General features: G+C 64.1%; 13 protein-coding genes. 8 read left to right on the top strand and 5 right to left on the bottom strand.

Annotation, left to right across the window (positions count from 1 at the left end; all coding sequences use genetic code 11):
* Positions 1-30: 30 nt before the first annotated feature.
* The 3 genes from efeB to FNZ07_RS09505 form a co-directional block, all read right to left on the bottom strand.
* Positions 31-1332: an iron uptake transporter deferrochelatase/peroxidase subunit gene (efeB, locus tag FNZ07_RS09495; RefSeq protein WP_091017703.1), complete on the bottom strand. Its 1302-nt coding sequence runs from the start codon at positions 1330-1332 to the stop codon at positions 31-33.
* A gap of 2 nt (positions 1333-1334) precedes the next feature.
* Entirely contained in the window at positions 1335-2486 is a 1152-nt protein-coding gene (locus tag FNZ07_RS09500; RefSeq protein ID WP_091017705.1) for an NHL repeat-containing protein, read from the bottom strand.
* Positions 2487-2573: 87 nt separating this feature from the next.
* Entirely contained in the window at positions 2574-4094 is a 1521-nt protein-coding gene (locus FNZ07_RS09505; protein ID WP_091017708.1) for a carbohydrate porin, read from the bottom strand.
* Between the two features lie 339 nt (positions 4095-4433).
* On the opposite strand from FNZ07_RS09505, the gene FNZ07_RS09510 reads away from it, so the two are divergent.
* From FNZ07_RS09510 to hutC (FNZ07_RS09545), 8 genes are all read left to right on the top strand, one after another.
* Positions 4434-5264, top strand: a complete 831-nt coding sequence (locus FNZ07_RS09510; RefSeq protein WP_091018194.1) for an arylamine N-acetyltransferase family protein — start codon at positions 4434-4436, stop codon at positions 5262-5264.
* A 3-nt stretch (positions 5265-5267) separates the two neighbouring features.
* A complete protein-coding gene (locus FNZ07_RS09515; protein WP_091017710.1) occupies positions 5268-5945 on the top strand; it encodes a methyltransferase family protein in 678 nt (225 codons plus the stop codon).
* A 296-nt stretch (positions 5946-6241) separates the two neighbouring features.
* The gene (locus FNZ07_RS09520; protein ID WP_091017713.1) at positions 6242-7099 is read left to right on the top strand and encodes a transporter substrate-binding domain-containing protein; all 858 of its coding nucleotides are present in this window, start codon (positions 6242-6244) and stop codon (positions 7097-7099) included.
* Between the two features lie 87 nt (positions 7100-7186).
* On the top strand, positions 7187-7909 hold the full coding sequence (locus FNZ07_RS09525) for an ABC transporter permease (RefSeq protein ID WP_091017715.1): 723 nt from the start codon (positions 7187-7189) through the stop codon (positions 7907-7909).
* A gap of 16 nt (positions 7910-7925) precedes the next feature.
* Positions 7926-8684: an ABC transporter permease gene (locus FNZ07_RS09530; RefSeq protein ID WP_091017717.1), complete on the top strand. Its 759-nt coding sequence runs from the start codon at positions 7926-7928 to the stop codon at positions 8682-8684.
* Between the two features lie 33 nt (positions 8685-8717).
* Positions 8718-9509, top strand: a complete 792-nt coding sequence (locus tag FNZ07_RS09535; RefSeq protein WP_091017719.1) for an ABC transporter ATP-binding protein — start codon at positions 8718-8720, stop codon at positions 9507-9509.
* An 8-nt stretch (positions 9510-9517) separates the two neighbouring features.
* Entirely contained in the window at positions 9518-11143 is a 1626-nt protein-coding gene (locus FNZ07_RS09540) for an HAL/PAL/TAL family ammonia-lyase (protein ID WP_091017722.1), read from the top strand.
* A 143-nt stretch (positions 11144-11286) separates the two neighbouring features.
* Complete coding sequence (gene hutC, locus FNZ07_RS09545; RefSeq protein ID WP_091018197.1) at positions 11287-11970, top strand: histidine utilization repressor; 684 nt, start codon at positions 11287-11289, stop codon at positions 11968-11970.
* 36 nt (positions 11971-12006) lie between these two features.
* On the opposite strand, the gene hutC (FNZ07_RS09550) is transcribed toward hutC (FNZ07_RS09545), so the two are convergent.
* Both hutC (FNZ07_RS09550) and FNZ07_RS09555 read right to left on the bottom strand, forming a co-directional pair.
* Positions 12007-12762 (bottom strand): histidine utilization repressor, encoded by a 756-nt coding sequence (hutC, locus tag FNZ07_RS09550; RefSeq protein ID WP_091017724.1) that lies wholly within the window; start codon positions 12760-12762, stop codon positions 12007-12009.
* Positions 12759-13622, bottom strand: a complete 864-nt coding sequence (locus FNZ07_RS09555; protein ID WP_091017726.1) for an amino acid ABC transporter ATP-binding protein — start codon at positions 13620-13622, stop codon at positions 12759-12761. Before FNZ07_RS09555 ends, hutC (FNZ07_RS09550) begins: the two co-directional genes overlap by 4 nt.

Raw genomic sequence — 13622 nt, forward strand, 5'->3', positions numbered from 1 at the left:
TGGTGTCGGTTCGTAGGGTTGCGCGTGCGCTCAGGTCTCGAACAGTCCCGCGCCGATAAACGACCCCTGGCGCGCGCCCGGCGGACACGCAAACACCGCGCTGCCGATATGCGTCGTGAACTGGTTCATCAGATCGAACTTCGAGAGCTTCTCGTTGATCGGGATGAAACCGGTACGCGGATCGCTCTGGTGCGCGATGAAGATCAGCCCGGCGTCGTATTCGGTTTCCTGGCGCCATGGCGGCCAGCGCTCGATGTAGAAGTTCGTGCCGTCGTTGTACGAGTACGAGCGCCGCAGAATCTGCGCGCCGTTGTTCGAGGCGTGATTCGACAGCCGCACGTGCGAGTTGTCGGGGATCACGTTGTTGCCGTCCTTGTCCTGCGCGTCGAGATTGACTGCATCGAATTCGTTCTTCTGGCCGATCGGCGCGCCGCTGTATTTGTGCCGGCCGAACACCTGCTCCTGAAACCCGAGTTCCATCTGGTCCCAGTGTTCGAGCGTGATGCGAATACGGCGCACGACCGTGTAGGTGCCGCCTTGCATCCACGGTGTATCGGCAGAGGTGGCCCAGACGAACTCGTTCATCAGCGGCGCGCTTTGCGTCGATGGATTGTTGGTGCCGTCCTTGAAGCCCATCAGGTTGCGCGGCGTCTGTCCGCGCGGACCGGACAGGAAACCTGCCTGGCCCCAGCGCATCTGCGCGATGCCGTAGGCCTGGCGCGCCAGTTGCCGCGCCGCGTGGAATGCAACCTGCGCATCGTTGGCGCAGGCCTGGATGAACAGGTCGCCGCCGGTTTTCTCCGCCACCAATTGATCGCCGTTAAAGCGCGGCAGATCGACGAGCGCGGCGGGGCGGCGCGAGGCGAGGCCGTAGCGATCCTTGCCTTCGTGCGTGAAGAGCCCTGGGCCGAAACCGAACGTGATCGTCAGGCCGGCGGCGCCGAGGCCGAGTACGTCGCCGGAATCGGGCGCGGATTTGTCGTCGGCGGTTTGCAGCGATGCGGCGGGCGAGCCTTGCGTCATGCGCGCAGCGGCGTCGGTCCATGTGCGCAGCAGGCCGATCAGGTCGTCGCGTTTTTCGGTCGTCAGATCGAGCGCTACGACGTACGTATGGCTCTGCTGCGGCGTGACGATGCCGCCTTGATGCGGCGCGAAGAACGGCTCGACCGCCAGTTGCGGATCGTCCGCATGCGTCTTGCCGAGCGCCGCTTGAGCCGCCGCCTGCGCGACCCCTACGGTGCCGAGACTCGCACCGGCCGCGACGGTCGCCGCGCCTGCCTTCAGAAAACCGCGTCGCGCGGGCCGTGAGGGGGGAGAGGAGTCGTTTGCCATGATTACTTCGCCAGTACCAGCGTGTTCACGTCGTCCTGCACAAAATAGAAACCGTCGCCTTCGGGTGTCATCACGATGCCGAACAGGTCGCCGTTGCCAGGCGGCGATTGTGCCTTGTCGGTGTCGATCCAGCGTGCGTAGAGCTGCTTGCCGCTCGCCGGATCGATCTCGACGACCTGACCGTTCAACGCGTTCGTGACGAGCAGGTGGCCGTTCGGCGCGGTGACCATCGCGAGCGGACGGTGCAGCAGGCCATCGGCGGTGAGCTGACGGCCGACGCCCGCACTGGTGTCGCGTGTCATCGGATCGTCGATTTCGTTGACGCGGTTGCCGATTGCGTCGGACACGTACAGCAGTTTCTGATCCGCCGACAACGCGAGCCCGGTCGGCCCGACGAGGAACACGCCCTTATCGGCCTGCGCGCCGAAGCCGCTGCCGACCACGGTTTCCTTCTTCACGACTGGCGCCTTGCCTTGCGGAATATCGAGGTCGAGACGCAGCACGGTGGCCTGCTTGAAGACCGGCGGATTACCGGTCGCGGCGCCGACGCCGAAGCCCGCATTGCTGACGAACAGCGTCGCGCTCGTGCCGTTGTCGACGACGGCCATGTTGCCCCATGGGTCGTTGATATTGGGGCTGGCGATGGTCGATGCGATCTTGCCCTGGCTGTCGAGCACGATCAGGCAGCCGGCGCCTTTTGTGCCGGTGGTGCCGTCGTTGCTCGGCGTGCTGCCGACGATCACCCAGCCGGACTTCAGCATTGTCATCGCGGTAGACAGGCCGATGCCGCCCGGGCAATCCTTCAGGTCGCGCGGGATCGTCGCGAACAGCGTCATCTGCTTCGTGTCGGGGTGATAGTCGACGATCGTGCTGCCGGTGCCTTGCAGGTTGGTCGAGTTATTGAAGTTGTCGACCAGCACATCGCCCTGTTTCACGGTACCCGCCGAGACCGGCGCGACGACGAGCGCGTACGGGTTCTGATCGCCGTTGTCGGGCACCGTGTTGATCAGCGTCGTATGGTGATGCAGGGTTTCGAGGAAGCCCTGCGGTTCTGCGTACGCGGTGGCAGCGGTGGCGAACACAACTGCACCGGTCGCGAGAGCGAGAACAGTGCGGGCGGAGCGCGACGAAAGCTTGCGCGTGAGATGTTTCATATGAGTCTCCGTGCCTGCGCACAAAGCGTTAAATGCGGTCATGATCGAAGCGTAAGTGCGTGATAAATCATGGCGACCAAAGGGCGCTTAGAACGTAATGTTAGTGCGCACGCCGACAACAAACGTGTTGCGTAGCGGCTGCGTCGGGTCGCTCGGGTTCTGACCGGCACCGGCGTTGAACGTGTATTGCGCGTCGCCCTGGACCTGCCACCACGGGTTGACCTGGTATTGATAGGTCGCTTCGAGCGTGGTTTCGCTGGTACGTACGCCGTAAGGTCCGCCGCTCGCTGCGAGCGTGTCCTGGTCGAGGTCGTGAATGCCGTTGCCGACCTTGATGAAGGTTGCCGCGAGACCGACGCTGTCGTTGTCGCGACCGGCGAACGGCGCTTTCATCACGATGCCGACGTTGGCGGCGAGGCTCACGAGGTTGCGGTCGCCCGGTGCGCCCATCACGCGTGCGAACACGCCGATGCTGCGCGGCTCGTCGGGGTCCGGGCGCCAGATCATCTGGTCCGCGACCGCATAGATGCTGTAGTTACCGTGATGCTGGCTCGCGATGCCGGTCGATGCCGGGTTGGCGAGCGACAGGCCGGTATTGTCGAGATGCTGGTCGGCGAAGCTTTCGTTGTTGTACCAGATGCCGAGCTTGTAGGTACCGGGCAGCGCCTTCGAGCCAGTACCGACCATCTCGCCGTCCGCCGGCTGGTTGATCGAGTACTGCAGCTCGCCGATATACAGCGCGCCGTTATGCAGATTGAAGTTCGTCCCGCTGATGTTGTTCGGATTGTTGCCGAGCGGATCGCCGTCGAACACGCCCGCGAGCGCGGTCAGCGACGGCGTGATCTGGCCGCGCACGCGCACGCCGAGATCGGCGAGCGGATACGCGGGGCCACCCGACGGCATGTCGTACGACGGCAGCGCAGGCCAGCCGAACATCGTATTGACGAACAGCGACGCGTACTGACTGGTGATGAATTCCTGATCGATACTTTGCTGACCGACCTTGACGTCGATACGTTTGTTCAGGAACGACTGCTGGTACCACAGCTCCCAGAGCCGCGTCGTGTCCTGCGCCTCGATACCGGATGCGGTGTTCAGCGTACCGAGCTTGTTGGCGCTCAGGTTCTGCCCGTGAATATTCAGCGCACTGACGTTGAAAAGACCGCCCGGCAAACCAAATGCTTTCTGCGTGTCGACCTGGACCGTGGCGGTCGTGAGGCCGTCGTAGTCGCCGCCGGTGTGCAGGCCGCCGCGCAGGTTCGCGAGGTATTCGCTGGTTTCGGTCAGCGCGAACGTCACGCCGTACTTGCCGAGCCACGGCCGCAGACCGCCGATGTCGCCGAGCAGGGTCTGGCGGGACCACGTGCCGGTCCACTGGCTGGTTTGCTGCGCCTTGATGTTCAGGTCGGCCTCGGGGGCTTCGGGCGTGGCGTCCGGATTCGCTTCGGCGAACGCGGCGTGAGCCGTCAACGCCGTGCACGCAAACGCGACATACAGCGCGATCTTGCGGAGCGACGACAGCGGCCGCGCATGCAGCAGCGAGCGTCGCGCAGGACCCGGACGCACACGTGCAGGCGCAGCGTGTCCAGTGAACAGGGCGAGTTTCATGTGAATCCCTTCGGTGTTGTTTTATGACTGAACCCGACAGTTTGCCGGCGGCTTTGAAAGCCTCGATTCAGTAGATGGCCGTACCGGGTTCGCGACGTCCGATGCGGCGATTGGCGCCATCGTACGCAGGGGGAATATGCCCGTCAACATAAATGAGAACGATTCGCATCTACTTTACGGGGTGTAATCTTTTAGCTTGTTTTTCGCTGTCGTAATGCTTTCGTTATGCCTTCATATGGGTTGTCCGGAGCGCAGTGCGCTTGCTCGCTGCGTCCCGGCGCTATGATGGATCGCTGCCAACCGGTGCGTCCCGCGCCGGGGCAAAAGAGGACCGCCACGATGTCGTTTACGCTCGATCTCGACCGTTACTTTTCCCGCATCGGCTACACCGGTCCGCGCACACCGACGCTCGACGTGTTGCGCGAACTGCAGCGCCTGCACGCCTATACGATCCCGTTCGAGAATCTCGATCCGCTCACCGGGCGCCGCGTGCTGCTCGATCCGGCTTCGATCGTGAGCAAGCTGGTCGCGCGTCGGCGCGGCGGCTACTGCTTCGAGCAGAACGGGCTGTTTGCCCGCGTGCTGATGCAACTCGGCTTTCGCGTCACACCGTTGATCGCGCGCGTGCTGTGGGGCCGCGAGCCCGATGCGGTCACGGCGCGCATGCACATGCTGGTGCGCATCGATCTCGACGACGGCCCGTGGATCGCCGATGTCGGCTTCGGCGTGGTCACGCTCACCGAGCCGCTGCGGCTGATAGCGGGGCAAACGCAGCAGACGTCGCACGAAGCGCTGCGTGTTAGCGACGCGCCGAACGGCGCTTTCGATCTCGAACTGCGTTCCGGCGATGCGTGGATGAAGATCTATCGTTTCGACTTGCAGCGCGCCGAGTGGATCGACTACGAAACGGCGAACTGGTACACGTCGACCTTTCCCGAATCGCTTTTCGTCACTCAACTGGTGGTGTGCCGGGTACAGCCGCACGGCCGGCTGACGCTGTTTAACGACCGCTTCACCGAACGATCGAAAGATGGCCGCGGCAGCGAACGCACACTCGGCAGCGCCCGCGAACTGGAGACCTGCCTGCGCGACGCGTTCGGCCTCGATCCCGGCGACATCGACGTGGCGTCGATCTATGAGCGCGTCAACAATCTCGCGGCGGGAGTGTGATCGATGATCGTCCGGATGTTTACGCAGACATTCGTTTTCCTCGTCGGCATGGGCGTGCTGATGTTCGGTGCGGCCGGTACGCTCGCATGGCCAGGCGCCTGGTGCTATCTGCTGGAACTCGGCGCACTCAGCGTGTGGCTTGGCCTGTGGCTCGCACGGCATGATCCGGCGCTGCTCGCCGAGCGGCTCGGTAATATCGTGCAGAAGCAGCAGAGCCGCTGGGACCGGTTCTTCATGTCGAGCGTCGCGATCGTATGGCCTGTGTGGCTCGTCCTGATTGCGTTCGATGCGCAGCGCTGGCGGTGGTCGGCGGTGCCGGTGTGGATAAATGTTATCGGTGCGCTCGGCATCGCCGTTTGCGTCATTGCTACGCGTTCGGTGTTTCGCGCCAACAGCTATGCCGCGCCCGTCGTGAAGCTCCAGACCGAGCGCGGTCACAAGGTCGCCGATACCGGCCCTTACGCGCATGTGCGCCATCCGATGTATGCCGCCACCATTCCGTTTTTCGTCGGCACGCCACTGTTGCTCGGCTCGTGGTGGGGGCTGGCGTGTGTGCCGTTGCTCGTGGCGGCGCTCGGTTACCGGGCGGTGCTCGAGGAACGTATGCTGGCGGAACAACTCGACGGCTATGCGGCCTATGCCGCCCGGGTGCGGTACCGCTTCGTTCCCGGCGTCTGGTAGCCGGGTCGGCTCCGAACCTCCCGTGGCGTTGCCCGGGCCGTGCTTTGCACCTTGCACGAACCTGTCTAGACAAAACGCACCATCGCAGCGCACGCCTGCACCGGCCAGACTCATCCAGCCGATCTGAAATCCTCTGCTAAACCCCTTGTTTATAGGGCTTACCCGGACGAAATCCATTTTTTCGAGATTTCTCCTTGCGGCGTTTTTTTTACTCGGGCAAGCTTGTCTAGTCAAATTAGCTGGGGGCGAGCGATCGTCGAGCCGGCTGCCGGCAACCTCAATCACGGAGATTCGCAATGGGCAAGCGCAGCACGTTGGCAAAGGCATTGATCGGCGTCGTACTCGGCGCCTCGGCGGTACTCGCGGCACCTGTGCACGCGAAAGACTGGAAGACGGTGACGATCGCACTCGAAGGCGGCTACGCGCCGTGGAACCTGACCTTGCCGGGCGGCAAGCTCGGCGGCTTCGAACCGGAACTGGTCGCGAACCTGTGTGCGCGCATCCAGCTGCAATGCAATCTGGTCGCGCAGGACTGGGACGGCATGATTCCTGGCTTGCAGGCCGGCAAGTTCGACGTGCTGATGGACGCGATCTCGATCACGCCCGAGCGCGAAAAGATCATTGCGTTCTCGCGGCCGTATGCAGCCACGCCCGCTACGTTCGCCGTCGCCGATACGAAGGTGCTGCCCAAGGCCGCGGCCGGTGCGCCGCAGGTCAAGCTGACCGGCGACCCGAAAACCGACCAGGCCACCGTCGATCCGTTGCGCAAGCAACTGAAGGGCAAGTCGATCGGTATCCAGTCGGGCACTGTCTATACGAAGTTCATCAACGACAACTTCAAGGACGTCGCGACGATCCGCGTCTACAAGACTTCGCCTGAGCGCGATCTCGATCTGGCCGCGGGCCGCATCGATGCATCGTTCGACGACGTGACTTACTACGCAGCGAATCTCGACAAGAAAGAGACGTCGTCGATCGTGCTGGCTGGACCGAAGATCGGCGGTCCGATCTGGGGCCCGGGCGAAGGGCTCGCGTTCCGCAAGCAGGATGGCGATCTGCGGACGAAGTTCGATACGGCGATTGCGGCGGCGATGGCCGACGGCACCGTCAAGAAGCTGTCGGAAAAGTGGTTCAAGACTGACGTGACGCCTTGATGGCTTGATGTCGTGAGACATTGCACCGCACGTGGTTGCAGTCGTAGTAACAGCAGGTCGACATGACGCAGTGAAGGAGACGCACGCATGACTCTGATCGAGATACTCGGTTTCGGGCCGGACGGCTGGGGCGGCGTGCTGCTGCTCGCCGCACTGATGACGGTCGCGTTGACGCTCGCCGCACTGGCAGTCGGCGCGGTGTTCGGTGCGCTGATCGCCGCCGCGAAACTGTCGCGCTTTCGCGCCGCGCGCGTGCTCGGCGATCTGTACACGACGGTGTTTCGCGGTGTCCCCGAACTGCTCGTCATTTATCTGCTCTACTTCGGCGGCTCGACGCTCGTCACCACGATCGGCCAGTGGTTCGGTGCCGAAGGTTTCGTCGGTGTGCCGCCGTTTGTGATCGGCGCGCTTGCGGTGGGGATGATCTCCGGTGCGTATCAGGCCGAGGTGTATCGTGCCGCTGTGCTCGCGGTGTCGCGCGGCGAACTCGAAGCGGCACGCGCGATCGGCATGCCGACCTTCACGATGGCGCGCCGCATCCTGATTCCGCAGATCCTCCGTTTCGCGTTGCCGGGCATCGGCAACGTATGGCAACTGAGCCTCAAAGATTCGGCGCTGATCTCCGTGACCGGTCTTGCCGAGTTGCTGCGCCAGAGCCAGGTCGCGGCCGGCTCGACGCATCAGTATTTCGTGTTCTTCTGCGCGGGCGGCGCGTTGTACCTGCTGATGACCGGCATCTCGAACCGCGTCTTCAACCGGGCGGAAGCGCGCATTGCGCGGTCGTTCCGTCGCAACTTCGCGCGCAACTGAACGGGACGCCGCCATCATGTCATTCGATTTCGACTTTCTGTTCGATACGCTGCGGCAACTGCTCGCGGCCGTGCCGACTACGCTCGGGCTGTTCTTTTCGTCGCTGGTCGTGGGCGGCTTGCTGTCGCTCGTGATCGTCACGATGCGCGTCTCGCGCCACTGGTTGCCCAACCGCTTCGCGCGACTCTACATTCTCGTGTTTCGTGGCTCGCCGCTGCTGATCCAGATGTTCCTCGTCTATTACGGGCTCGGCCAGTTCGGTGTGATTCGCGAGAGTTTCTTGTGGCCGATGCTGCGCGATCCGTATTTGTGCGCGGTGCTGTCGCTGGCGCTCTGTACCGCGGGCTATACCGCCGAGATCATTCGCGGCGGCCTGATGGCGGTGCCGGTCGGCCAGATCGAAGCCGGTTATTCGATCGGCCTGTCGGGCATCGCGCTGCTGCGTCGCGTGATCGGCCCGATCGCATTGCGCCAGTGTCTGCCCGCGTATTCGACGGAAGCCGTACTGCTCGTCAAATCGACGGCGCTCGCGAGTCTCGTCACCGTGTGGGAAGTGACCGGCGTCGCCCAGCAGATCATCCAGCAGACTTATCGCACGACCGAAGTCTTCATCTGCGCCGCGTTGATCTACCTGTTCCTGAACTTCGTCATCGTGCGCGTACTCGGTGCGCTCGAATGGCGCTTGTCGCGGCATCTGCGTGCCGCGCCCGCCAACGTCAAGCCATCGGCTGCCGCGGCTACGCCGCCCGCTGAAATCCGCCGCGCCGCGCGCTAGGCGATTGCCCCTTTTCCCGGAGAGGAGAACCTCATGAACGCTACGGCTCCTGTTGCATTGTCGGTCAAGAACATCCACAAGTCGTTCGGCGACCATCACGTGCTGAAGGGCATCTCGCTCGAAGCCCACGAAGGCGACGTGATCTCGATTCTCGGCGCGAGCGGCTCGGGCAAGAGCACGTTTCTGCGTTGCCTGAATCTGCTGGAGACGCCCGACGATGGTTCGGTGGCGCTCGGCGGCGAAGAGCTGAAGATGAAGCGTCGCGGCGACGGTCGTCTGCAACCGGGCGATCGCCGCCAGGTGGATCGCATCCGCTCGCAACTCGGCATGGTGTTCCAGAACTTCAACCTCTGGTCGCACATGACGGTGCTCGAAAACCTGATCGAAGGTCCGATGCGCGTATTGAAGCGCAGCCGTGCCGAGGCGGTCGAGGAAGCCGAAGCGTTGCTCGCGAAAGTCGGTCTTGCGGAAAAGCGCGGTCACTATCCGGCGCATCTGTCGGGTGGACAGCAGCAGCGGGTGGCAATTGCCCGCGCACTCGCGATGCATCCGAAGGTCATGCTGTTCGATGAACCGACCTCGGCGCTCGACCCGGAACTCGTCGGCGAAGTGCTGCGCGTGATGCGCTCGCTCGCCGAAGAAGGGCGCACGATGCTCGTCGTCACGCACGAGATGGGCTTCGCGCGGCACGTGTCGAATCGCGTGATGTTTCTGCATCAAGGGCAGGTCGAAGCGGACGGCACGCCCGATGAAGTTTTCGGCGAACTGAAGTCGGACCGGTTCCGTCAGTTCGTCTCGAGCCACCACAACCGCACCGCCAACTGAGCACGACCATGGCCATCCTCCGTTCCGTTCGTCCCCTCGACTGGCGTCAGGTCGCGGCCATCGCCGCTGGCGAAACGCTCGAACTCTCCGCCGATGCTCGTGCGCGTATCGACGCCGCCCACACGCTGGTCGAACAGATCGTCGTGCGCAGCATTCGCGCGTATGGCGTGAATACCGGCGTCGGTGCGCTGTGCGATGTGGTGGTATCGCAGTCGGAGCAGCGCACGCTGTCGCGCAACATTCTGATGAGCCACGCGGTCGGTGTCGGTACGCCGCTTGGCGCAACCGAAACGCGCGCGATCATCGCAGCGGCGGTCAATAATTTCGCGCACGGTCACTCGGGCATCCGTCTTGAAGTCGCCGAGCGGCTCGTTGCGCTGCTCGCTGCCGACTGCCTGCCCGAAGTGCCGGCGTTCGGCTCGGTCGGTTACCTGAGCCACATGGCGCATATCGCGCTCGTGTGTATCGGTGAAGGGCATGTGCGTTATCGCGGCGAACGGCTGAGCGGCCGCGACGCGTTGCAGCGGCTTGGGCTCGAACCGCTCGTGCTCGAAGCGAAGGAAGGCTTGAGTCTCGTCAACGGCACGCCGTGTGTGACCGGGCTCGCGGCGCTCGCGCTGGCACGCGCCGAGGGGCTGCTCGACTGGACCGATGCGGTCGCCGCGATGAGCTTCGAAAACCTGCACGGGCAACTCGCCGCGTTCGATGCCGAATCGCTGGCAATGCGCGTGTCGCCGGGGCTCAATCTGGTCGGCTCGCGGATGCGGGCAGCGCTCGCGGACAGCGGCATCCTCGCGTCGTTTGTCGGTCAGCGCACGCAAGACCCGCTGAGCATGCGCACGATCCCTCACGTACACGGCGCAGCGCGCGACGTGCTGACCGCAACCGCCGACGTCGTGAATCGCGAACTCGCTTCGATCACCGACAACCCGATCGTCGCCGGCACGCCGGAGGCCCCGCGCGTCTACTCGCAGGCGCATGCAGTGGGCGCTTCGATCGCGCTTGCGATGGACAGCCTCTCGACCGCGATTGCGCAGGTCGCCGCGATGGCCGAACGGCGCCTCGACCGGCTCGTGAATCCGCTCGTCAGCGGCTTGCCCGCGTTTCTCGCGGAACCGGGCGGGACCTGCTCCGGCTTCATGATCGCGCAGTACACGGCCGCTTCGCTCGTTGCGCAGAACCGGCGGCTTGCGGCGCCGGCCAGTCTCGATGGCGGCATTACGTCGGGGCTGCAAGAGGATCATTTGTGTCATGCGACACCGGCTGCATTGAAGGCGCTTGAAATCATCGATAATGCCGGGCGTATTGTCGCCATCGAATTGCTGGCGGCGGCACAGGCCTACGATCTGCAGGCGGTCGATGCAGCGCGTGCGCCGCATACCGAAGCGCTGTGGCGGCGCGTGCGCGGCGTTGTCGCGACGTACCGCGACGACCGGCCGCTCGCCGACGACATGGCCGCCGCGTTCCGCCTGATCGCGGATGGAGCGCCGCCGCCGCTGCCGAATCCGGGCAATCTGCAACCGCCGCGTCACGACGGCACGGACAGCGGCGCGCCGATCGTTGCTGCTGGACCCGCGGGCGCGGCTGCGAACGATCCGCGACCGGCCGCGGCAGGGGCACAGGCAGGTCACTAGGCACCAGAGGGCGTCGCACGCATTACCCTGTGTTGCAGACGCGACGTACTACCCACGAGGTCGACGTGAACATGAATCTAAAAGAGCGGGCCGACAGCAGGCTGGATCGCGCGGAACCCGGCGTTAAGACGTCGGTGAAACCGATGCCGGCTTACGAGCAGATCAAGCGCTACGTCCTGCAGCGAATCGCCGAGGGCGAGTGGAAAGCGGGCGGGGTGATCCCGTCGGAAACCGAACTGGTGAAAGAGTTCGGCGTCGCCCGCATGACGGTGTCGCGTGCATTGCGCGAACTGACCTCGGAGCGCGTGCTGACGCGCGTGCAGGGCTCCGGCACGTTCGTCGCGCCGCAGCACTACGAATCGACCGTGCTGGAAATTCGCAATATCGCCGACGAAATTGCGGCGCGCGGTCATCGTCACAGTGCCCACGTGCTCACACTGGAACCGAGCGACGACCCGCTCGCCGTCGATGCGCTCGGGCTATCCGCAGGGCCGATCTTCCATTCGCGCATCGTGCACAGCGAAGAGGGCGAACCGATCCAGTACGAGGATCGCTATGTGAATCCGCAGGTGTTTCCCCATTACCTGGAACAGGACTTCACGATCGAGACGCCGAACCACTACATGGTGCGGCTCGCGCCGATCCAGCGCGCCGAGTTCCGTATCTATGCGCAGAAGCCGGACGCGCATGTGCGGCGGCATCTGGCGATGGAGATTGGCGAGCCTTGCCTGATGCTCTGGCGGCGCACGTGGGTCGGTGCGGCGGTGGCGACGTCGGTGCAACTGTGGCACCCGGCGTCGCGCTTTCATCTGGCCGGCAAGGTTTGAAGGAAGTGTGGCGCCACGTGGCGACCGCGTTGAAATTCAGCCCTGACGCTGCGAGTCGTCGGGTGTAAACCGGCAGCCGAGCCGATAACGCGAGCCCGGATGCACGAAGCGCGCATACGTTACCGCGACGCCACTAGTCCACGTCCGGCGCGCGAGCGTCAGACACGGCTCGCTCTCGACGATCTCAAGACGCTCCGCTTCCTCGCGAGTCGGCAGACCCGCATCGACGACATGTTCGATGTCGTGCAAAGGCACGGTGTTGAACAGATACTCGGACGGTCTTAGCGTCGAGAAATCCTGTTGCAGGAATGCCGGCGCGACCGCCGGATTCACATAGCGGTCTTCGAGCTGCACCGGCAGACCGTTCTCGCGATGCACACAGATCACATGAAATACCGATGCGCCCGGCGCGAGACCGAGCGCGTTCGACACGGGCAGCGGTGCGCTCACACGTTGTGCAAGCAGGATTTCGGACGTGTACTCATGACCGCGCGAACGGATTTCGTCGCCGATGTGGGCGATCATCAGCAGCGTCGATTGCGGTTTGGCTTCGGCGACGAAGGTACCGACGCCCGACACACGTGTGAGCAACCCTTCGTTCGTGAGTTCGCGCAGTGCGCGATTGACCGTCATCCGCGAGACGCCAAGCGATGCGACGAGATCGAGCTCCGACGGAATACGGTCGCCAGGCCGGCGCGCACCGGATTCGATCGTCCCGCGGATGTGCCGCTTGACCTGTTCGTAGCGCGCCGGTGCGGCGGCCGCAACGGAATGACGGTGCGCAACGCTCATGGCGCGTCCGCCTCGCCGCTGCGCGCCCAGAACGCGTTGCGATCGAAATAGTTCTGCAGAAACTGCCGTAGCCGCGGCTGCCCGGCGTCGTGAAAGATCTCGCGCGGCGCGCCTTGTACTGCAATCTGCCCCTGATCGATAAACACGACCTTGTCGGCGACCCGCGCCGCAAAGCCCATCTCGTGCGTGACGACGGCCATCGTCATGCCGTCGCGCGCGAGTTGCTTCATCACCTGCAAGACTTCGCCGACCAGTTCCGGGTCGAGTGCCGAGGTGGGTTCGTCGAACAGCATGATGTGCGGTTCCATTGCCAGCGCACGTGCAATCGCGACACGTTGCTGCTGGCCGCCCGAAAGTTTCGCCGGGTACGCGTCGGCCTTGTGCGCGAGGCCGACCGTTTCGAGCATCGCGAGTGCGCGGCTGCGTGCTTCGTCGCGCGAGAGTCGCCGTACCCGCAGCAGCGCTTCGCTGACGTTGCCTAGCGCGGTCATATGAGGCCACAGGTTGAACTGCTGGAACACCATGCCGACATTGCGCCGCACCCGGTTGATCTCGCCGTGCGATGCGCGGACGCGTTGCCCATTGCGTTCGGTATAGCCGAGCAGGTCGCCTTCGATGCGCACCTCGCCTTCGTCGTAGGTCTCGAGCGCCGCGATGCACCGCAACAGCGTGCTCTTGCCGGAGCCCGACGGCCCGATGATGCAGACCACTTCCGACTTCCTGATGTCGAGATCGACGCCGCGCAGTACCTCGACTTCGCCGTAGCGTTTGTGCAGACCGCGGACCTGGACGAGCGGCGTTCCCTGAGCCGACGAGGTGGGAGCAGGGGAGGAGGAGGGCATGTCGACGATGGCGTTCAT

This window comes from Paraburkholderia megapolitana (assembly GCF_007556815.1).
Taxonomy (GTDB): Bacteria; Pseudomonadota; Gammaproteobacteria; order Burkholderiales; family Burkholderiaceae; genus Paraburkholderia; species Paraburkholderia megapolitana.